Origin of the sequence: Pseudomonas sp. Irchel 3E20 (assembly GCF_900187645.1) — a bacterium.
In the GTDB taxonomy this organism is placed as follows: Bacteria; Pseudomonadota; Gammaproteobacteria; order Pseudomonadales; family Pseudomonadaceae; genus Aquipseudomonas.
In genome coordinates this window covers 15,217-36,800 of sequence record NZ_FYEE01000008.1, presented here as the reverse complement: position 1 = coordinate 36,800, position 21,584 = coordinate 15,217, and the positions used below count along the sequence as shown (strand labels likewise).

Annotated in this window: 14 protein-coding genes; 8 read left to right on the top strand and 6 right to left on the bottom strand. The window is 65.0% G+C overall.

Annotation, left to right across the window (positions count from 1 at the left end):
- Positions 1-2: 2 nt before the first annotated feature.
- The 4 genes from accB to CKW13_RS15705 form a co-directional block, all read right to left on the bottom strand.
- Positions 3-461: an acetyl-CoA carboxylase biotin carboxyl carrier protein gene (accB, locus tag CKW13_RS15720; RefSeq protein WP_095109544.1), complete on the bottom strand. Its 459-nt coding sequence runs from the start codon at positions 459-461 to the stop codon at positions 3-5.
- Between the two features lie 24 nt (positions 462-485).
- Positions 486-941 (bottom strand): type II 3-dehydroquinate dehydratase, encoded by a 456-nt coding sequence (gene aroQ / locus CKW13_RS15715; protein ID WP_095109543.1) that lies wholly within the window; start codon positions 939-941, stop codon positions 486-488.
- Between the two features lie 229 nt (positions 942-1,170).
- Complete coding sequence (locus CKW13_RS25020; protein ID WP_371856238.1) at positions 1,171-2,214, bottom strand: methyl-accepting chemotaxis protein; 1,044 nt, start codon at positions 2,212-2,214, stop codon at positions 1,171-1,173.
- Positions 2,215-3,186: 972 nt separating this feature from the next.
- Positions 3,187-4,857 carry a PleD family two-component system response regulator gene (locus CKW13_RS15705; protein WP_095109541.1) on the bottom strand — a complete coding sequence of 557 codons (1,671 nt, stop codon included), beginning with the start codon at positions 4,855-4,857 and terminating at the stop codon, positions 3,187-3,189.
- 259 nt (positions 4,858-5,116) lie between these two features.
- Here CKW13_RS15705 and CKW13_RS15700 point away from each other — a divergent pair, with 259 nt between their 5' ends.
- The 6 genes from CKW13_RS15700 to CKW13_RS15675 all read left to right on the top strand — a co-directional run bounded on the left by CKW13_RS15700 (position 5,117) and on the right by CKW13_RS15675 (position 12,040).
- A complete protein-coding gene (locus CKW13_RS15700; RefSeq protein ID WP_095109540.1) occupies positions 5,117-6,184 on the top strand; it encodes a DUF2333 family protein in 1,068 nt (355 codons plus the stop codon).
- A 3-nt stretch (positions 6,185-6,187) separates the two neighbouring features.
- On the top strand, positions 6,188-6,724 hold the full coding sequence (locus CKW13_RS15695; protein ID WP_095109539.1) for an NUDIX hydrolase: 537 nt from the start codon (positions 6,188-6,190) through the stop codon (positions 6,722-6,724).
- Between the two features lie 224 nt (positions 6,725-6,948).
- A complete protein-coding gene (locus CKW13_RS15690; RefSeq protein WP_095109538.1) occupies positions 6,949-7,320 on the top strand; it encodes a translation initiation factor Sui1 in 372 nt (123 codons plus the stop codon).
- Between the two features lie 223 nt (positions 7,321-7,543).
- Complete coding sequence (speA, locus tag CKW13_RS15685) at positions 7,544-9,457, top strand: arginine decarboxylase (RefSeq protein ID WP_095109537.1); 1,914 nt, start codon at positions 7,544-7,546, stop codon at positions 9,455-9,457.
- Between the two features lie 238 nt (positions 9,458-9,695).
- Positions 9,696-11,255: a type VI secretion system Vgr family protein gene (locus CKW13_RS15680; RefSeq protein WP_095109536.1), complete on the top strand. Its 1,560-nt coding sequence runs from the start codon at positions 9,696-9,698 to the stop codon at positions 11,253-11,255.
- A complete protein-coding gene (locus CKW13_RS15675; RefSeq protein ID WP_095109535.1) occupies positions 11,252-12,040 on the top strand; it encodes a DUF4123 domain-containing protein in 789 nt (262 codons plus the stop codon). The genes CKW13_RS15680 and CKW13_RS15675 overlap by 4 nt, the downstream gene beginning before the upstream one ends.
- Here the strand turns inward: CKW13_RS15675 and CKW13_RS15670 are convergent.
- Positions 12,037-13,386 carry an MATE family efflux transporter gene (locus CKW13_RS15670; RefSeq protein ID WP_095109534.1) on the bottom strand — a complete coding sequence of 450 codons (1,350 nt, stop codon included), beginning with the start codon at positions 13,384-13,386 and terminating at the stop codon, positions 12,037-12,039. The genes CKW13_RS15675 and CKW13_RS15670 overlap by 4 nt on opposite strands.
- Positions 13,387-13,658: 272 nt before the next feature.
- On the opposite strand from CKW13_RS15670, the gene CKW13_RS15665 reads away from it, so the two are divergent.
- The gene (locus CKW13_RS15665; protein ID WP_095109533.1) at positions 13,659-18,554 is read left to right on the top strand and encodes an alpha-2-macroglobulin; all 4,896 of its coding nucleotides are present in this window, start codon (positions 13,659-13,661) and stop codon (positions 18,552-18,554) included.
- A gap of 172 nt (positions 18,555-18,726) precedes the next feature.
- Here CKW13_RS15665 and CKW13_RS15660 read toward each other — a convergent pair whose 3' ends face one another.
- Positions 18,727-19,020: a hypothetical protein gene (locus tag CKW13_RS15660; RefSeq protein WP_095109532.1), complete on the bottom strand. Its 294-nt coding sequence runs from the start codon at positions 19,018-19,020 to the stop codon at positions 18,727-18,729.
- Positions 19,021-19,241: 221 nt separating this feature from the next.
- Between CKW13_RS15660 and pbpC the strand changes: the two genes are divergently transcribed.
- Entirely contained in the window at positions 19,242-21,554 is a 2,313-nt protein-coding gene (pbpC, locus tag CKW13_RS15655; protein ID WP_095109696.1) for a peptidoglycan glycosyltransferase PbpC, read from the top strand.
- Positions 21,555-21,584 lie beyond the last annotated feature (30 nt).

Sequence of the window (21,584 nt, the reverse complement as noted above, 5' to 3'; positions counted from 1 at the left end):
GCTCAAACGATGGTGAACAGCGGTTGGTCGTACTCAACCGGCTGGCCGTCTTCAACGAGGATGGATTCGATCACACCGCTGGTTTCAGCTTCGATGTGGTTCATCATCTTCATGGCTTCGACGATGCACAGGGTGTCGCCTTTCTTCACGCTCTGCCCGACTTCAACGAAGGACGGCGAAGTAGGCGAGGATTTGCGATAGAAAGTGCCCACCATCGGCGAGCGGGCCACGGTGCCGTTGAGCACGGGGGCGGTAGGCGCGGCAGGTGCAGCGGCGGCTACCGGGGCAGCAGCAGGTGCGGCTGCCGGCGCGGCCATTGGGGCTGGCGCGTAGTATTGCTGTTGCGGGGTCTTGCTGTTACGGCTGATGCGAACGGACTCTTCGCCTTCTTTTATTTCCAGCTCGTCGATGCCGGATTCTTCCAGCAGTTCGATCAACTTCTTAACTTTACGAATATCCATGAATCGTCAACTCCCAAGGGTCGGTCAGGGGCGTTTAGCTTGTTGTTCAAGCTGTTCCAGGGCGGCCTCCAGGGCCAGTCGATAACCGCTGGCGCCAAGGCCGCAGATCACTCCGACTGCAACGTCTGAGAAGTAGGAGTGATGGCGGAAAGGTTCGCGTTTGTGCACGTTAGACAAATGCACTTCGATGAATGGGATGCTCACCGCTAGCAGCGCGTCACGTAATGCGACGCTTGTGTGCGTAAAAGCTGCGGGATTAATCACAATGAAGTCCACGCCTTCATCGCGGGCGGCGTGGATGCGGTCGATCAATTCGTACTCGGCGTTGCTTTGCAGGTACAGCAGGTGATGGCCGGCATTGCGGGCGCGCTGCTCCAGATCCTGATTGATCTGCGCCAGGGTGGTTGCCCCGTAGACGCCCGGTTCGCGGGTGCCGAGCAGGTTCAGGTTGGGGCCATGCAGCACCAGTAGGGTCGCCATCTGCTGTTCCTTGTTATCGATGTGCAGTTGTCAGAACCCGGCGACTATGCCGCAAAGCCTTTGTGACTGTCCAGTTCCCTGCAATAGCCAGCACGATGAGCGATGTTCGCGCGAGATATGTGACCCGCAGCGCGCTTGTGGTCAGTGTGGGACGGATCTTGCCGGCCCGCAGGCTGCCCCGCCGAGCAGGCTCGGTTCTACAAAATCCCTGCACAACAGCGGCCGGGCGCTACACCCGAAACGCCTGGACCGCCGTATTGAGCTGCCCGCCCAGGGCCAGGAGGTGGTCGCCTTGCTCGCGGCCTTCGCCGATGCGCAGCAGGTTGTCGCCGCCCAGTAGATGGATGCGCTCGCTGTGGTCGCGGATTTCGCTCACCGCACCGCTTTGTTGTGCGGTGACGTCGGCGATGCGCACGGCGGTGTCGGCGATGGTCTGGATCGCACCGACGATTTCGTCCAGTGCGCCGTCGGCGGCCTGGGCCTGGTTGGCGGTGGCTTCGGCGTGTTCAACCTGGGCGCGCATGCCTTCCACCGACTGGCGCGCGGCCAGTTGCAGGCCGGCGATCAGGGTCTGGATTTCGGCGGTGGCGCCCGCGGTGCGCTGGGCGAGGGTGCGCACCTCTTCGGCGACCACCGCAAACCCGCGGCCCATCTCGCCGGCGCGGGCCGCTTCGATGGCCGCGTTGAGGGCCAGCAGGTTGGTCTGGTCAGCGATCGAGCGGATCACCGTGAGCACGCCGCCAATGGTGGCCGACTCTTCGGCCAGGTGTTCGATCATTTGTGCATTGCCCTGCACTTCGCCCACCAGAGCGTGCAGCCCGGTCAGGCTCTGGCCGATGACTTTCTGCCCGTGTTCCACCGCCAGCCCCGCGTGGCGGCTGGCGTCGGCGGCCTGGCTGGCGTCGCCGGCTACTTGCACGATGGTGGCTTCCAACTCGCCGAGCGCATCGCGGATTTGCGCGGTGTCCCCGGCCTGGCGCTCGGCGCCGCCGTGCAGGCCGCTGCTCAACTCGGCCAGGGCATGGCTGCTGGCCGCCACTTGCTCGGCGTTGAGGCGGATGGTGCCCACCAGGTCCACCAGATAGGCGCGCAGGCGATTGAGGGATGCTTCGATGTCATGCAGTTCGCGGTTGGTGGGGCCCAATTTGATGTCGCGGCTGAAATCGCCCTCGGCCCAGGTGGACAGGGCCGGCGCCAGGTTGGTCAGGACGCGGGCGAGGCGGCGTTGCAAGGTGTCGATCAACAGTGCGATCAGCAGGATCAGGCCGATCATCAGGCCTTGGATCAGCCGCACTTCGCTTTGTATCTGCCCGTGTTGGGCGCGCACGGTGGGTTCGAGGCCGGCGATGGCGAGCTGCACGGTGCTGATTTTTTGCCGCGTGGCGGCGCCCAGGCCAGCCCGTTGTTCGATTTGGCTGCGGGTGCGGGCCAATTCCGCCGGGTAACGGGCCAGCAAGCTATTGAGTTCACGTTTGAGGCCGATCCCTGCATCTTCGGCGACCTTCTGTTCATTGCTTTCCAGCCCCATCAGCGCTGCGAAGTCGTTGCTGTTGGAGTCGCTGCTGGCAGCGACGCCGAGCAAGGGGAGGGCGTCGAGGCGTTCGGCCTGGGCGCGGATGTTGTCCACTTCGCGCTCGACGTCGGCGGCCAGTTCGGCGCGCCCGCTGCTGACCAGTTTTTCCCGGGCCAGGGACAGGGTGGTGAGGTGCTGGGAGGCGTTGAACAGCAGCGGCAAGTAGCCCGACGCGGCAGGGTTGGCGCCGGCGCCGCTGGCGTACTGGTTCAGTTGCTCGACACTGGCCGCCAATTCGCGCTCGGCTTGCAACAGCAAGGCTTGCGGGTCGCCGGCCAGTTTGCCGGCGGCCAACAGGTCGGTTTTGCTGAAGTCGATGAGTTCGCTCAGGCTCGGGCGCACGCGCTCGGCCAGGTCGGCGGGCATGGCCGCCAGTTCCTGCTGCAAGGCATCCATGGCCTGGCTGGCGCTGCTCAAGCGCAGGGCGTCGCCGTTGGCCAGGTAGTCTTCGATGTTGCGCGCCACTTGGTTCTGGAATTGCTGCGACAGGCCCAGGTAGCGCTCCATCAGCAGGTAGGGGCGCTCCAGCGCCCGCTGCGACCACCACAGGGTGGCGGCCAGGGCCAGGCAGACGGCAACCAGCAGGAGGGTGTTGAGATTGGTCAAACGCTTGAGGCGCATCTAAGTCTCTACCAGTGACAGAGGTAAGCGCCTGAATTTATTGCGTTTGTGTTACGGGGTTGTGACGGCTTCGGTGGATTCCGGTGAAAAGATGGCACTTTGCTTTGATTGCTGGGCCGCTTGTACCCGGTTGCGCCCGGCATCTTTGGCGCGGTACAGCGCTTCGTCGGCCTGGCTGGCCATCATCAGGCTGTCAGAGCCTTCGCGCAGTTCCACCACCCCGGCGCTAAAGGTGCACCACAAATCCTGGGGCTGGGCCGGGTAGTGAATTTCGGCAAAGCGCTGGCGGATTTGGTCGAGCACCTTGTAGGCCGATTCAACGTCTGTGTCGGGCATCACAATGGCGAATTCTTCGCCGCCGTAGCGCCCGATGAAGTCGGTCTTGCGCAGCCGCTGCTTCAAAAACAGCGCCAGGCTCTTGATAACGCGGTCGCCCATGGGGTGGCCGTGGCTGTCGTTGACCCGTTTGAAGTGGTCGATGTCGAGCATGGCAAAGCTCAGCGGCTTGTTCTCGCGCCGCGCACGGAAGCTGCAGTCTTCGAGCAATTGCAGGATGTGGGTGTGGTTGTACAGCCCGGTCAGGCTGTCGCGCACCATGCGCGCCTTGAGGTGGCGGGCGCGGGCGGCGCGGTTGCGCACGGTGGTAATCAGGTGGCGCGGCTTGATCGGCTTGGTGAGGAAGTCGTCGCCGCCCTCGCTCATGGCGTCGAGCTGCTTGTCCAGGTCGTCTTCGGCCGACAGGTAGATGATCGGCACGCTGACGTAGCGGTCGTTGTGGCGGATCACCTTGGCCAGTTCCGTGCCGGTGCAGGCCGGCATGTACATGTCGAGGATTATCAGGTCGGGCTGGAAGTCCGCCAGTTCGGCCATGGCCTGGATCGGCTCGATCAGGGTGCGGGTGACGATCCCGGCGCTGTTGAGCAGGCGCTCGGTGTGCAGGGCCTGGGCGCGGGAGTCATCGATAATCAGCACTTTATAAGGCTCGTACTGGGCGACGCAGGTCAGCACCTCGATTTTTTCCAGCAGGCTGGAGGCCTCCAGGGTGCCGGTCAAAAACTCCTGGCCCCCGGCCCGCACCGCCGCCAGGCGTGTGGGGGTGTCGGTTTCGTGCAGGCTGAAAAACAGCAGCGGCAGCTTGTGCTCCAGGCCTTCCTGGGCTTCGGCGGCCAGTACCAGGCCCATGCCCGGGCCGCAGAAATCCACGTCCATGACGATGGCCGCCGGCAGGCGTTCGACCAGGGAGGCGCGGAACGCCTCGATGCTATCTAGGGACTGGGCGCTGAGGCCGAAGAATTCCAGTTGCTTGGCCAGCCGCTCGGCGCGGTCGTGGTCTTGCAGCATCACGTAGATGGGTTTGCGCAGCGGCGGCAGGAAGGTTTGCTCGAACTGGTCGCCGTGACGCAGGCCAGTGCGCGACAGGCGTTGCATCAGGCGATTGAGGTCGGTGATGAGTTCACTGCTTAAGCGCCCGCGGTTGGCGTCCACCGCTTGCAGCGCCTGGCTGATGCTGCGGGCCAGCACCGTGTGCTCGGGTTGCTCGAAGCGTTCGGCAAAACGCAGCAGGCGCAGGTTGGCTTCGCCCAACTCCGACAGGTCGACGTTGGACCACTCACTGCGTTGCAGGCGCTGCCATATCTCAAGTATCTGACGTGCCTGATGAATTACCCGCTGGGCAAAGTGGTGCTTGAGGCGCTCGCGGCTGGGGTCTTCTGGCTCGGTCATATCCTGACTACTAGTTAGGCTGCATGCTGAGGTCGACTGGTGGCTCTATGCTAGCACCTCTTTTCAGTGGGATGAGTGTCGTACGTCAATAATCTGCTGGGTGGCACGATTCAGTTTTTGACCGCTGGGTCAATTTGCCTTCTTCAGCGCGTTGGCGCAGATAGTTGGGGTTTAAACCAATCGCCGGTGCCGGTAAAAGGCACGTTGTTGTAAGGTTGCGGTCGAACCGATGAATCCCCAGATCTGAAAGGACATAGCCATGCTGGACTGGAAGAACCGCGCAGGTAGCGCGCCTGAACATGCCGCGCAACCCAAGTCGGCGACCCGCAGCTATTTTGGTGGGCTGTTGTTCAGCCGCGCGTTGGCGACGTTGGTCGGCCTGTATTTATTGGTGGCCATTGCCTTGGGTTGGTACTGGAGCCAGGAGCCGGCGCTGTTCCCGGTGCAGCAAAACGCCCAGGTGGCGGCCGAGAAAGAAGGCAAGCCGATGGTCATCGGCTACACCACGGTGGAAACCCTCAAGACCGTAGCTGGCACGTTGCTCAGCAAGCAGGGTGGCTACATTTCCAACGACCGTTTCCCGCCGGGCCTGTGGATGGACAACATGCCGAGCTGGGAATACGGCGTGCTGGTGCAGGTGCGCGACTTGAGCCGCGCCCTGCGTAAAGACTTCGCCCGCTCCCAGTCGCAGTCCGCCGAGGACGCCGACCTGGCCAAGGCCGAGCCGCGTTTCAACTTCGACAACAAGAGCTGGGTGCTGCCGTCCAGCGAGTCTGAATACCAGGAAGGCATCAACTCCCTGAGCCGCTATCAGGCGCGGTTGTCCGACCCGAACCAGAAGGGCGCGCTGTTCTACTCCCGTGCCGACAACCTGAACAACTGGCTGGGTGATGTGGGCACGCGCCTGGGTTCGCTGTCGCAGCGCCTGTCGGCCAGCGTCGGCCGGGTCAAGCTCAACACCGCATTGAAAACCGAGGCGCCGGCGCCGGGGCAGATCCTGCAAGTGGACGAAGAAGTGGTGGAAACGCCATGGATGCAGATCGACAACGTGTTCTACGAGGCCCGTGGCCAGGCTTGGGCCTTGTCCCACTTGCTGCGCGCCATCGAAGTCGATTTCGCCGACGTGCTGGCCAAGAAAAACGCCACGGTCAGCGTGCGCCAGATCATCCGTGAACTGGAGGCGTCCCAGGAGCCGGTGTGGAGCCCGATGATTCTCAACGGCAGCGGCTTCGGCGTGCTGGCCAACCACTCGCTGGTGATGGCCAATTACATTTCCCGGGCCAATGCCGCGGTCATCGACTTGCGTCAGCTGCTGTCCCAGGGCTGAACCATGGTCGATGCGTCCAACGAGGCGGCCCACCGGGCGGCCTCCGATGCCGAAACCATCGCCTGGGTCGACGAGCAGGACAACCTGCTCGGCGCCCTGGTGCGACGTGACTTGCGCGAACGCGGCCTGATCGGGCGCGGTACGTACATCCTGCTGTTCAACTCTGCCGGTGAGCTGTGCGTGCATCAGCGCACCGAGAGCAAAGCCATCTACCCCGCTTATTGGGACGTGGCGGCAGGGGGCATGGTGGCGGCGGGCGAAACCTACGCCGAATCGGCGGCTCGGGAACTGGAAGAAGAGCTGGGCGTGGCCGGTGTCGAGTTGACCGCCCACGACCATTTCTACTTCGAGGACACGGGCAATCGCCTGTGGTGCTCGGCGTTTTCCGCGGTCTGGGACGGCCCGTTGCGCTTGCAGCCCGAGGAAGTGCAGCGGGCTCATTTCCTGCCCATGGACGTGGTGCTGCGCGAGATCAAGGAAAAGCCCTACTGCCCAGACTCCCTGGCGGCATTGCAGCGCTACCTGAAACGACCGCTATAGCCAGACACCCGCGGACCCTCTGCTTAGCGAGTCGCAAAAGTCGCATAAATTTGCGCGAATTGGCTCTTAGCAAGTAGGCAATTTGCCGTTACACTGCGCGACTTTTCAAGCTGCACCGGCCTGGCCCGGTTCAGTAGCGCTGCCCCTGCCTGAGTGGGGCTTCGCGGTCGAGGGCCCTTGCCAAAGTGCTTCGACCAGTCTTTGTCCTCACAAGAGGATTGCCGGTGGCCAAAAAAGCCGCATCCTTCGCCGCCCTCGGTGGCTTGGTATTTTCCACCGACGCAGGTCGCCACTGCCCGGACTGTAGCCAGCCCGTGGCGGCCTGTATCTGCAAACAGACCCTGCTCCCGGCCGGCGACGGCATTGCCCGCGTGCGCCGCGAAAGCAAGGGCCGTGGCGGCAAGACCGTGACCACCATCAGCGGCGTGCCGCTGGCCGAAGACGCGCTCAAAGACCTGGCCACCAGCCTGAAAAAGCGCTGCGGCACGGGCGGGGCGTTGAAGGACGGGGTCATCGAGATCCAGGGCGATCACGTCGAACTGCTGCTGGCCGAGTTGCTCAAGCACGGCTTCAAGGCGAAGAAGTCCGGCGGCTAGCAGCCTCTGTGAAAACCACCTCGGCTTGACTCTTTGTCCTGTTTTCCTACAGGGCTTGGCGTCGTCTCCATGGTTTTCACAGAGCCTGTTCTGACTGGTTTCTAAACTCTGTCCTGGCAGCGAGGTCTACCTCCCTTACAGGCAAACCGTCACTTTCATTCTCTAGACTGCGCCAGCCTCTGATTGGGCCGGTGCTCTTTGACTTCATTTATAGGGGACTTCGATGTCCGTACGACGCACACGCAAAGACGATGGCAGCCAATGGACAGTTGCGGACAGCCGCAGTGTTTACGGGATTCGCCATTGGGGGGCCGGATATTTCGCGATCAATGACGCCGGTCGCGTCGAAGTTCGTCCGAACGGCCCGAACAGCTCGCCTATCGATCTGTACGAGCAAGTCGATCAACTGCGCCAAAGCGGTTTGTCGCTGCCGTTGCTGGTGCGCTTCCCCGATATCCTGCAAGACCGCGTACGCCAACTGACCGGCGCCTTCGACGCCAACATCGCGCGCCTGGAATACCAGAGCAAATACACCGCGCTGTACCCGATCAAGGTCAACCAGCAAGAGGCGGTGATCGAGAACATCATCGCCACCCAGGACGTGTCCATCGGCCTGGAAGCCGGCTCCAAGCCGGAGCTGCTGGCGGTGCTGGCCCTGGCGCCCAAGGGCGGCACCATTGTTTGCAACGGCTACAAGGACCGCGAGTTCATTCGCCTGGCCCTGATGGGGCAGAAGCTGGGTCACAACGTGTTCATCGTGATCGAGAAAGAGTCCGAAGTTGAACTGGTGATCGAAGAAGCCAAGGCCCTCAAGGTCAAGCCTCAGGTCGGCCTGCGGGTGCGTCTGTCGTCGTTGGCGTCGAGCAAGTGGGCAGACACCGGCGGTGAGAAATCCAAGTTCGGCTTGTCGGCCGCGCAACTGCTGTCGGTGGTCGAGCGTTTCCGCGACGCGGGCCTGGACCAAGGCATCCGCCTGCTGCACTTTCACATGGGTTCGCAGATCGCCAACCTGGCGGACTACCAGCACGGCTTCAAGGAAGCTATCCGCTACTACGGCGAGTTGCGCAACCTGGGCCTGCCGGTCGATCACATCGACGTCGGTGGTGGTCTGGGCGTGGACTACGACGGCACTCATTCGCGCAACGCCAGTTCGATCAACTACGACATGGACGACTACGCCGGTGTCGTGGTCGGCATGCTCAAGGAGTTCTGCGACGCGCAGAACCTGCCGCACCCCAACATCTTCTCCGAGAGCGGCCGTTCCCTGACCGCGCACCACGCCATGCTGGTGGTGCAGGTCACCGATGTCGAGAAACACAACGACGACGTGCCGGTGATCGAGAACAAGGAAAACCTGCCGGAAACCGTGCAATGGCTGGTGGACCTTTTGGGCCCGACCGACATTGAGATGGTCACCGAAACCTACTGGCGCGCCACCCACTACATGAGCGATGTGGCCGCCCAGTACGCCGATGGCAAGTTGACCCTGGCCGAAAAAGCCTTGGCCGAGCAGTGCTACTTCGCCGTGTGCCGGCGCCTGCACAACTCCCTCAAGGCCCGCCAACGCTCCCACCGCCAGGTGCTGGACGAACTCAACGACAAGTTAGCCGACAAGTACATCTGCAACTTCTCGGTGTTCCAGAGCCTGCCCGACACCTGGGCCATTGGCCAGGTGCTGCCGATCCTGCCGCTACACCGCCTCGATGAAGAGCCGCTGCGCCGCGCGGTGCTGCAAGACCTGACCTGCGACTCCGACGGCAAGATCAAGCAGTACGTCGATGAGCAGAGCATCGAGACCAGCCTGCCGGTCCATGGCTTGAACGAAGGCGAGGATTATCTGCTGGGCATCTTCCTGGTGGGCGCTTACCAGGAAATCCTCGGCGACATGCACAACCTGTTCGGTGACACCGACTCGGTGAACATCTACCAGAACCCCAACGGCACGGTGTACCACGCCGGCATCGAGACCCACGACACCATCGAGGACATGCTGCGCTATGTGCATTTGTCGCCCGAGGAGTTGATGACCCACTATCGCGACAAAGTGGCCAGCGCCAAGATCACGGCCGCCGAACGCACCCAATACCTGGATGCGTTGCGCCTGGGTCTGACGCGTTCGTCGTACCTGTCGTCTTGAGGTAGCAGCCTCGTTATGCCTGAAAACGCCCCGCCTATGCGGGGCGTTTTCGATTTGGCGTGTACGGTTTTTCCTCTATATGTAAGGGGTTTTTCAGGCGACCCGAGGGTTGCCCTAACGCTCCAGTAGGTTTGTCTGTTTTTTGTGTAGGTCTGTTCCTGATCTGCCCTCTTGCTCTCTACTCGAACCGGTCTCTCGGAGAGAATCCCCAGTCGCCCTTCCTGTTAGAGAGACGCCAATGCCTGATCCAGCCTGCGAGCCTTTATTTCGTCTGGATATAGCGGGCCAGGGCCGCGGCTTCGAGGTGCTGGCGTTCACGGGCACCGAGGCCATTAGCACACCCTTTGTCTTCGACCTGCAGGTGCAGGTGGGCGACTTGGCACCTGACGCCGGGCGCCTGATGTACCGCGATGCCTACTTGCACATGGACGGCCGTTGCGGCATCCACGGGCAAATCCACGGCGTGGTCCAGGCCGACCCCTTGGCCCGGCCCGCCGTATGCCGCTTGCGCCTGGGGCCGAAACTGGCGTGCCTGGGGCAGCGCTTCAATCAGCGGGTGTTCAGTGACCTGGGCGTGCCGCAAATCCTCATGCAAGTGTTGCGCGAGCACGGCATTCACCAGGATGGCTGGCGTTTCGACCTGGTCGGCGACTACCCGGTGCGCGACTACTGCACGCAGTACAGCGAGACCGACCTGCAATTTCTCCAGCGCCTGTGCGCCCAGGAAAACATCCACTACCACTTCGAGCACCACCGGGCCGGCCATTGCCTGGTGTTTGCCGACACCCACCAGGCTTTCGCCCGGCAACCGCCGCGCCTGCTGGGCACGGAGCGCTTCCACCTGCAATTGCGCGAACCCCTCGGGCTGGGCAGCCCCGGCCCGGTCGAAGGCCACAGTGACCTGGTGGACCTGCGCAGCGGCGTCATCCTGCCGCTGGCCGGGCACAGCCGCAGCGCCTGTAACCGCCTGTGGCTGCTGACGGGCGTGCAGCACCAGGGCGGGCGCTGGGGAGCACCCGATACGGCCGACAGCGGCGGTTATCGCAACCATTTCCGCGCCCACCCCCTGGACATGCCCTACATGCCCGCCCACCCGCCGGCCGAGCCGCTGACAGGCATCGTCCAGCGGGCGTGGGTGGTCGAGCCTCTGGGCGATCAGTCTGTGCATGCTGCCCAGGGGCGGGTGGCGTTGCGTTTTGAATGGCTGTACTCGGGGCGCGGGGCCGCCACGGACTACTGCTGGGTGGCGGTGTCGCCGCTGCTCACTGAGGAAGCGATCAAGGGCTTGCTGCCCGGTGTGGAGGTGCTGGTCAGTTTTGCCGAAGGCAACCCTGACCGCCCGCTGATTATTGGCTACCTGGCGGGGCAGCAGGTACCGGCCGCAGATGCCGGGCAATGGATGATCCCGCCTCAGGAGCCGGACCGCGCCGTGATCGAAGCGACCCTGGACCGCACCCAGTTCATGGAGGCCGGGCGTGGCATTGAAGTGACCGGCGACCTGGAACTGGTGATAAAGGGCGATGGCGAGTTGCAATTCAATGTCGGCCAGAGTCAGGTCAAGACCCAAGGTGACGGGCTTGACCTGTGCGGTGCGCAAGTGGTGCTGGACGCCCGCCCGGCGCAATCGGGGCACAGCGATGAAGGCGAGGGCCAGCAAGGTTTGCTGGAGCTGCTGCAAGGTGGCCACCCGCTGGTGATGCTGTGCATGCTGCCGGCCGGCGGCAGTTACAAACACTGCCGGGAGCGGGTCTGTACCTGTCGGGCGCTGGCCCGGTTCCGCCAGAGTGGTGCGGCATGAACCCGGCACAGATCCCGCAGCAGGCGGCGCAGTGGTTCTTGCTCGATGTACCCGGTTCGCCCCAGGCCCGCCAACAGGCGCACCTGCTGGACGGGCACTGGCACGCGCTGTTCGAGGCCACCGATTTGCGCGCGTTGGCGCAGCAGGGGCCGGTGCTGATCGACCTGGAGCGCCACCCCGCGCTGGCCGTGCTGTGCCGTAGCCAACCTCTGGCCTGGCCAGGGTTATTCCTGGGCAGCAACGCCTCGCTGCCCACCCTGTTGGGCCATTTGCGGCGCATGCTCACGGTGACCATCGGCCTGCACTTCAAGGGGTTGCTCAGCTACTACAACCCGCAAACCGCCAGCTATTTTTTCGACGCCTGCGATGCCACCGAACTGAGCCGCTGGCTGGGGCCGGTCGAGCTGCTGTTCTGGCATGGCGGCACCTGGGCCGACAAAGCGGTCGGCAGCCTCGGCTGGCAGCAACTGACCAACCCCGCGCTGCCCGGGCACCGCTTGCGCATTGAGCAAAGCCTCAACAGCCGCCAGCAAGGCAAGTTGCAAGAATGCCTGCTGGAGCGCCATGCCTACCAATGGAGCCTGGACACCGAGCTTGAATACGAGGTGATCTGGGGCCACTTGCAAGAGGGCCTGCGCCACGGTTTTTGCGAGCATGGGCTGCTCGATGACTGGCTGCGCCTCCGCCTGCGCTACCCCTACGCCAGCGTGCCCGAAGGCCCGGCGGGCAGCGCCAGCGAACGCCTGGCCCGGTTGCGCCAGGTGTGGGAGGGGCGTTCGGGTTAGTGGGCGCCGGCGATAAACCATTGGTCGCGGGCCTGCAAGCGCCAGGCGATGACCGCCAGGGTTGCACTGCGCAGCAGCATGAACAGTAGGAACGTCAACCACAGCCCATGGTTGCCCAGCCCTTGTAGCCCCCAGGCGAAGGGCAGCACCAGCAGCATCGTCAACAGCATGCCGTTGCGCATTTCCCGGGCGCGGGTGGCGCCGATGAACAAGCCGTCCAGCAGATAGCTCCACACCGCGATCAACGGCAGCAGTGCCAGGTAAGGCAGGTACTCGAACGCGGTCTGGCGCACGTCGGGCATGTCGGTCTGCATCTGGATAAACAAATGGCCGCCCAGGCCAAACAGCGCGGCAAAGCCCAGGCTGGCCAGCAGCGACCAACCGCAGGCCACCACCAGTGCGCGGCGCAAGGCCGGCCGGTCGCGGGCGCCGATGGCATGCCCACACAGTGCCTCTACCGCGTGGGCCAAGCCGTCCAGCGCATGGGCGGTGAGCAGCAGGCCGTTAAGCAACAAGGCGTTGGCGGCCACCGTGGCGTCCCCCAGCCGCGCGCCTTGCACCGTGATAAGAAAAAACACCGACTGCAACGCGAGGCTGCGGATAAAAATGTCGCGGTTCACCGCCAGCAACGGCCGCCAGCTCTGCCACAACGCCAGCGCGGCCCAGGCAATGTGCCCGGGGTAGGCGCGCAGGGCTTTGCGGGTCATGGCCAGGCCGATCAGGGCGCCGGTCCACTCGGCAATCACCGAGGCCCGCGCCGAACCGACCACGCCCCAGTCCAGCTCCAGCACGAACCACAGGTTCAGCACGATGTTGACCAGGTTGGTGCTCAGCAGAATCGCCAGCGGCGCCCGGGCGTTCTGGGTGCCCAGGAACCAGCCCACCAGGGCATAACTGGCCAGCGCGGCGGGCAAGCCGAAGAGGCGGGTGTGGAAGAAGTCGCGGGTGAGCTGGTCCAGCTCGGCGGACGGCTGCATAAAGTGCAGGGCCACGCCACTCAGCGGAACTCCCAGCGCCCCCAGCAGCACCGACATACCCATGGCCAGCAACAGCCCCTGCAACAGCACCTGGCGCAATGCCGCGCCATCGCCGCGCCCGGCCGCCTGGGCGGCGAACCCAGTGGAACCCATGCGCAGGAACCCCATCGCCCAGGCGAGAAAGGTATAGAGGCTGGCGCCCACCGCGACTGCGCCCAACTGATGGGCGTGGGGCAGATGGCCGATCACCGTGCTGTCCACCAACGCCACCAAGGGCACCGAAATGTTCGACAGAATCATCGGTGCCGCCAACGCCCAGACGCGCCGGTGGGTGGGGCGGTGACGCCAATCGCTAAGCAGGGTAGACATGAAGGGCTCCAGGCAAGAGGCGGCATTGTAGCTGCCCGCCCCCCGGCGCACAGCCCGCGCTCGGCTGCGCGGCGGCCGTAAAAATGCCACGGCATAACGTCGCCATGGGGTTGCTGCGCACCCCCGCGCGGGCAAACCCGTTTGCTACGGGGAAATCAGCCACGCCCGCGAACCAAACCGCCCTCTGTCGGTCAATGTGAGCGGCGCCACAGCCGTGTGGGCGCTGGTGATATATAGTTCAACCCCTCGATGCCCCTGCCGATGAGTGCCCCATGCTTAACAAAGGACTGTTCCTGGCTTGCGCGCTTGCGCTGCTAAGCGCTTGCGATTCTTCGACCCCCGACCCGGCCCCGCCCGCCGCCTCGACGGCCGCGCCTGCCGCTGCCGCCAAAGCTGCGCCGGATGTGAGCGCGCTCAAGCAGCGTTACGCCGGGCGCGAGTTAAGCGTGGTGGACGTCTCCGAGGTGCAACTGGATGGTGCCAGCACCCTGTCGGTGAGTTTTTCCATCCCCCTGGACCCGCAGCAGAAGTTCGCCGACCGCGTGCACCTGGTGGACAGCAAGTCCGGCAAGGTCGATGGCGCCTGGGAGCTGTCGGATAACCTGATGGAACTGCGCCTGCGCCACCTGGAGCCGCAGCGCAAACTGGTGCTCACCGTTGACGCCGGGCTGCGCGCGGTGAACGAGGCAACTCTCGCCGCCGAGCACATCAGCCGCCTGGAAACCCGCGACCTGCAAGCCACCGTCGGTTTCGCCAGCCGTGGCACCCTGCTGCCCACGCGCCTGGCCGAAGGCCTGCCGGTGATCGCGCTGAACGTCGACAAGATCGACGTCGAGTTCTTCCGCATCAAGCCCGAATCCTTGCCCGCATTCCTCGCCCAGTGGGGGCGCAGCACCAGCCTGCAAAGCTACGAGTCGCGTGAATTACTGCCCATGGCCGAACTGGTCTACGGCGGGCGTTTCGACCTCAACCCGGCGCGCAACACCCGCGAAACCCTGCTGCTGCCCATCGCCGGCCTCAAGCCCCTGCAACAGCCGGGCGTGTACCTGGCGGTGATGCGCGCCTCGGGCACCTACAACTATTCGCAACCGGCCACGCTCTTCACCCTCAGTGACATCGGCGTGTCGGTGCACCGTTACCAGAACCGCATCGATGTGTTCGCCCAGGCGCTGGAGGGCGGCAAGGCCCTGGACGGCGTCAGCCTGGAACTGCTCGACAACGAAGGTCGCGTGGTTGGCCAGGGCAAGACCGAGAAGGGCGGCCACGCCCAGTTGCCGCTGCCGAAAAAAGCCGAAGTGCTGCTCGCCCACCAGGGTGAACAGACCAGCCTGCTGCGCCTCAACAGCGCCGCGCTGGACCTGGCCGAATTCGACATCGGCGGCCCCCAGGCCCATCCGCTGCAATTCTTCGTGTTCGGCCCCCGCGACCTCTACCGCCCCGGCGAAACCGTGCTGCTCAACGCCTTGCTGCGCGATAACGACGGTAACGCCGTCAAACCGCAGCCCATCAGCGTCGAAGTACGGCGCCCGGACGAGCAGGTCAGCCGCAAATTCGTCTGGGACGCCGACGCTTCCGGCCTCTACCAATATCAACTGCAACTGGCCGGCGAAGCGCCCACCGGGCGCTGGCAACTGGTGTTCGACCTGGGCGACGGCAAGCCCCAGCTCTATGAATTTCTCGTCGAAGACTTCCTTCCCGAACGCCTGGCCCTGGAACTCAAAGGCAGCGACGCGCCGATCACCCCGGCGGCCACCGCCGAAATCAACGTCAACGGCCGCTACCTCTATGGCGCGCCGGCGGCGGGCAACCGCCTCAGTGGCCAGGTCTACGTGCGGCCATTGCGCGAAGCGGTAAAAGCCTTGCCCGGCTATCAGTTTGGCTCGGTCACCGAGGAAGAACTGAGCCAGGACCTGGAGCTGGAAGAAACCGCCCTCGATGCCGACGGCGAAGCGGTCATTGCCCTTGAAAGCAAATGGGCCGAGGCCAAGTCGCCGCTGCAGCTGATCGTCCAGGCCAGCCTGCAAGAGTCGGGCGGGCGGCCCATCACCCGCCGCGTGGTGCAACCGGTGTGGCCGGCCGAGCGTTTGCCGGGTATCCGTGCGCTGTTCGACGGCGAGGAAACCGACGGCGACGGCCCGGTGGAGTTCGAGCTGCTGGTGGCCAACAACCAAGGGCAAAAACTGGCGGCCAACCAGCTCAAGGTGCGCCTGGTGCGCGAGCGCCGCGACTACTACTGGAACTACTCCGACAGTGACGGCTGGAGCTACCACTTCAACGAGAAATTCCTCAACCTCGACGAACAGAGCCTGAACATCAAGGCCGGCGACACCGCCAAGGTCAGCTTCCAAGTGGAGTGGGGCCCGTACCGCGTCGAGGTCGAAGACCCGCAGACCGGGCTGGTCAGCAGCCTGCGCTTCTGGGCCGGCTACCGCGCCCAGGACAACGCCGAAGGCGGTGCCGTGCGCCCCGACCAGGTCAAACTGGCCCTGGACAAACCCGCCTACGGTGATGGCGACACCGCCAACGTCACGGTGACCCCGCCCGCCGCCGGCAAGGGCTACCTGTTGGTGGAATCGGCCGAAGGCCCGCTGTGGTGGGAAGAAATCGACGTACCGGCCGAGGGCAAGAGCTTCGCCATTCAGCTCGACCCGAAATGGGCGCGCCATGACCTCTACGTCAGCGCCTTGGTGATCCGCCCGGGCGAGCGCAAGGCCAACATCACCCCCAAACGCGCCGTCGGCGTGCTGCACCTGCCGCTGGATCGCACGCAACGCAAATTGGGCCTGACCCTCAGCGCGCCGGAAAAAATGCGCCCCAAACAGCCGCTGACCGTGAAAATCCAGGCGAAAAACGCCGATGGCAGCGTGCCCAAACAGGTGCATGTGCTGGTGGCTGCGGTGGATGTGGGCATCCTCAACATCACCGAATACCCCACGCCCGACCCGTACTCCAGCCTGTTCGGGCGCAAGGCCTACGGCGCCGACCAACTCGACGTTTATGGGCAGTTGATCGAAGCCGGCCAGGGCCGCTTGGCCAGCCTGGCCTTTGGTGGCGACGCAGCTTTGGCCAAGGGCGGTAAACGCCCGGACACCAGCGTCACCATCGTCGCCCTGCAAAGCGCGCCGGTGACTCTCAACGCCCAGGGCGAAGGGGAAGTCAGCGTCAACATCCCTGACTTCAACGGCGAACTGCGCCTGATGGCCCAGGCCTGGACCGACGAGCGCTACGGCATGGCACAAGCCAAGACTGTGATTGCCGCGCCGCTGATCGCCGAATTGTCGGCGCCGCGCTTCCTCGCCGGGGGCGACCAGACCAAAGTCGCCCTGGACCTTTCCAACCTGTCGGGCAAGGCGCAGAAGCTCCAGGTGCAACTGAGCGCCGAAGGCCAGTTGAGCTTGCCGGGCGAAGCCACCCACAGCGTGCAACTGGCCCAGGGCCAGCGCACCACCTTGCAGATCCCGGTGCAGGCCCTGGGCGGTTTTGGCCAGGGCAAGGTCAAGGTGTTGGTCAATGGCCTCGACCTGCCGGGCGAGAACCTGCCGCCGTTCACCCGCGAGTGGACCCTGGGCGTGCGCCCGGCCTACCCGGCGATGCTCAAGCACTACCGCGCCGTGCTCAAGGACCAGCCGTGGACCCTGCCCGAAGGCGAGTTGGCGGCGTTTGAACCAGCCGGCCGCGAAGCCCTGCTCAGCCTGTCAAGCCGCCCGCCGCTGAACCTGGGCGAGCAGATCCGTGCGCTCAAGGCCTACCCCTACGGCTGCTCGGAACAAACCACCAGCGGCCTCTACCCCTCGCTCTACGCCGACGCCGCGAGCCTCAAGCGCCTGGGCCTGGAAGGCGAGCCAGAGGCGGAGCGCAAACGCAAGATCGAACTGGGCATCGAACGCCTGCTGGGCATGCAGCGCTACAACGGCAGCTTCGGCCTGTGGGGCGCGGACGGCGAAGAGGAATACTGGCTGACGGCCTACGTCACCGATTTCCTGCTGCGTGCCCGCGAGCAAGGCTTCGCCGTGCCGCCCGAGGCACTGAAAAAGGCCAACGAACGCCTGCTGCGTTATGTGCAGGAACGCAACCTGATTGAAGTCAATTACAGCGAGAACGCCGAACATACCCGCTTCGCCGTGCAGGCCTACGCCGGCCTGGTTCTGGCCCGCAGCCAGCAGGCACCGCTGGGCGCCCTGCGCAGCCTGTTCGAGCGGCGCACCGACGCCCGCTCTGGCTTGCCGCTGGTGCAACTGTCGGTGGCCCTGCAGAAAATGGGCGATCAGCCGCGCGCCGACCAAGCCCTGATCGCCGGCCTGGCCGCCACCCGCAGCAGCAAGAGCTGGCTTGCGGACTACGGCAGCCCGCTGCGCGATCAAGCGCTGATACTGGCGCTGCTGGAAGAAAACGACCTGGCCAAGGGCAAGCGTGAAGAGCGCCTGTTCGAGCTGGCCGATCAACTGGCGGCCAGTCAGTACCTATCGACCCAGGAACGCAACTCGCTGTTCCTCGCCGGCCGTGGCCTGTTGGGCAAGCCGGAAAGCGCCTGGGCCGCGCAACTGAGTAGCGCCAGCGAAACCCGCGAGCTGAACAACAACCAACCGGGGTTGAAACTCGAAGGCCCGCTGCTGGCCTCGCCGCTGTCGTTGCGCAATGAAGGCAGCGAAGCGGTGTATCAGCAACTGACCATTTCCGGTTATCCGGTGCAGGCGCCGGTGGCAGGGGGCGAGAACCTGAGCATCCGCCGCGAGTACCTGGGCATGAACGGCCAGCCGTTGAACCTCAATGCCCTGGCCAGCGGCGACCTGGTGCTGGTGCACATTGCCGTTGCCGCCAAGCAGCGCGTGCCCGATGCCCTGGTGGTAGACCTGCTGCCCGCCGGCCTGGAGCTGGAAAACCAGAACCTGGCGCAAAGCGCTGCCAGCCTGGAAAACGCCAGCAGCAAGGTCAAGGAATGGCGCGAATCGATGCAGAACGCCGGGCTCAAGCACCAGGAGTTCCGCGATGACCGTTACGTCGCGGCCCTGAACCTGGACGGCTACGGCACCACGCACTTGCTGTACCTGGCGCGTGCCGTCACCCCGGGCACCTACCGCGTACCGCCGCCGCAAGTGGAGTCGATGTACCGGCCCAACTGGCAGGCCGTGGGCGATGCGCCGGCGCAGATGGTTATCAAGGGGCGTTGATCGGATAGGAGTAGGGCAAGCCCCAGTGGGAGTGGGCTTGCCCGCGAGAGTGATCGTGTAGTAAGCGGGCTCGCCCGCGACGCTGTCGTAATCGGCGCTCATTGAGTACCGATTCAGGAGCGCTACACACTCCAGCGCGGGCGAGCCCGCTTGCTACAACTACAGCCATCGCTCAATGAATAACCCAGCTCAACAGCCACAACCCCAGCAGCAGCCAGATGATCCCCATGATGATGGAGGCGCGCATAAAGGCGCGGATCGCCGAATACAGCAGCATCAGGCCCACGATCAGGGCCAGGATGCTGATGATTGAGGTGTCCATGCCCAGCGTCTGCGACAGCCCTTCGACAAAATTGCCGCCCGCGTGAGTCAGTGCATTGAACAACCCGCTCAACCCATCGACGATAAACCGGATCACCGCGCCCAGCGCCTGGCCGAGCCACTCGAAAAAGCTTTCTACCTGCATATGTGCATCCTGATGAAAAAGTGGGCGGCAATGCCGGACCTGAACCTTGGGCCGCGGATACCGGCGCCGAGTTCCGCAAGCACCATGGCCTTGCGCGCATGAGCCTGCAACCCCCTGCTGTGCAGCCAACCCGTTGTGGGAGCGGGCTTGCCCGCGATAGCGGCGCCACAGCCAGTAAAGAGGAGCCGCTGCCTCAGAAAGGGCGGCGTCTATTGGGGTTTTTGCCCTGGGCGGCGGCCACGCTGTTGCTGCTGCTCGCCCTGCTTTGGCTGGCCGACCGCCTCTGGCCCTTGCCGCTGCCCCAGGATGACCTCGCCCGCGTGGTGCTGGCCGAGGATGGCACGCCGTTGTGGCGGTTTGCCGATGCCAACGGCGTGTGGCGCTACCCGGTGGCCACCGACCAAGTGTCGCCGTACTACCTCGATGCCCTGCTGACCTACGAAGACCGCTGGTTCTACCGCCACCCCGGGGTCAACCCGCTGGCGCTGGGCCGTGCCGCGTGGCAGAACCTGGTGGGCGGGCGCGTGGTGTCGGGCGGCAGCACTCTGTCGATGCAGGTGGCGCGCCTGCTCGACCCCCATTCGCGGACCTGGCACGGCAAGTTGCGCCAGTTGTGGCGCACCGCGCAGTTGGAGTGGCACCTGTCCAAGGACCAGATCCTCGCGCTGTACCTCAACCGCGCGCCATTCGGCGGCACCCTGCAAGGCGTGGCGGCCGCCAGTTGGGCGTACTTGGGTAAATCGCCGCTGCACCTGACCCACGCCGAAGCCGCGTTGCTGGCGGTGTTGCCCCAGGCGCCGAGCCGCTTGCGCCCCGATCGCCACCCGGCGCGGGCCCAGGTGGCGCGGGACAAAGTGCTGCGGCGCCTGGCCGAGTTCGGTATTTGGCCGCAACCGGCGGTGGATGAGGCCCTGGAAGAACCGTTGCTGCTGGCCCCGCGCCTGGAGCCGAGCCTGGCGCCTCTGCTGGCGCGGCGCCTGAACCGCGCCGACAGCCCACCGCTGATCCGCACCACCCTCGATGCCACCTTGCAGCGGCGCCTCGAAGACCTGCTGCTGGGCTGGCGCGCGCGGCTGCCGGAGCACACGTCGGCGGCGATTCTGGTGGTCGAGGCGCAGACCATGGCGGTGCGCGCCTACCTGGGCTCGGTGGACATCAACGACGCCCGCCGCTTCGGCCATGTCGACATGATTAGCGCCCTGCGCTCGCCGGGCTCGACTCTCAAGCCGTTCCTTTACGGTATGGCTCTGGACGAGGGCCTGATCCATTCCGAGTCGCTGTTGCAGGACGTGCCCCGGCGTTACGGCGATTACCGCCCCGGCAACTTCTCCATGGGCTTCAGCGGCCCGGTGCCGGCCAGCAGCGCGCTGTCCACCTCCCTCAACCTGCCCGCCGTGCAATTGCTCGAAGCCTACGGGCCCAAGCGCTTTGCCGCGCAGATGCGCATCGGCGGCATGCCCCTGGCGCTGCCGGCCCTGGCCGAGCCGAACCTGTCGCTGATCCTCGGCGGCGCGGGCAGTCGCCTGGAAGACCTGGTCAGCGGCTACAGCGCCTTCGCCCGGGGCGGCAAGAGCGCGGCCATTCGCCTGCAACCGGACGATGAGTTGCGCGAGCGGCCGCTGCTGTCGCCGGGCGCGGCGTGGATCGTGCGGCGCATCCTCAGCGGCCAGGCCCGCCCCGACCGCGACCCGCGCGCCGAACTGGTGCAACGCCCGGTGCTGGCCTGGAAAACCGGCACCAGCTACGGCTTTCGCGACGCCTGGGCCCTGGGCGTGGGCCCGCGTTACCTGATCGGTGTGTGGATCGGCCGCCCCGACGGCACGCCGGTGCCCGGGCAATTTGGCCTGGCCTCGGCGGCGCCGTTGATGCTGCAAGTGCACGACGTGCTGATTAACCGCGACAGCCAGCGGGGCATCAGCGCCCCGGTGCAAGCGGTGCCGCTTAATGTCGGCGTAGCGGCGATCTGCTGGCCCCTGGGCCAACCGCTGAGCCGCAGCGACCCCAATTGCCGTCGCCAGCGCTTTGCCTGGACGTTGGACGGCACCACGCCGCCCACCTTGCAGGCGCTGGACCAACCGCTGGGCGTGGGCCTGCTGGAAACCATCTGGGTCAACGACAAGGGCCTGCGGGTGGACGCCAAGTGCCCCGGCGCCGTGGCCCGCGAGGTAGCGCTGTGGCCGGCGCCGCTGGAACCCTGGCTGCCCCGGGCCGAGCGCCGCGAGGCACGCCTGCCGGCCACCGACCCGCAATGCCCCGGGCCGCTGCTGTCGGCGGCGGCACCGCTGTCGATTGTCGGCGTGCGCGAAGGCGACCAACTGCGCCGCCCGGCTGCCAGCCAAGAGCGGCTGCGCCTGAAACTCTCGGCCCTGGGCGGCAACGGCCGGCGCTGGTGGTTCGTCAACGGCGCGCCCCTGGGCGATAGCGCTCACCAGGACAGCATCAACGCCACTTTCGGCGACGTGGGGCGCTATCAACTGAGCGTGCTCGACGAAGGCGGGCAGACGGCACGGGTGGAGTTCAATGTGGTGGACTGAGTGTTAGGCCGCCATCGCGGGCCGGTTATC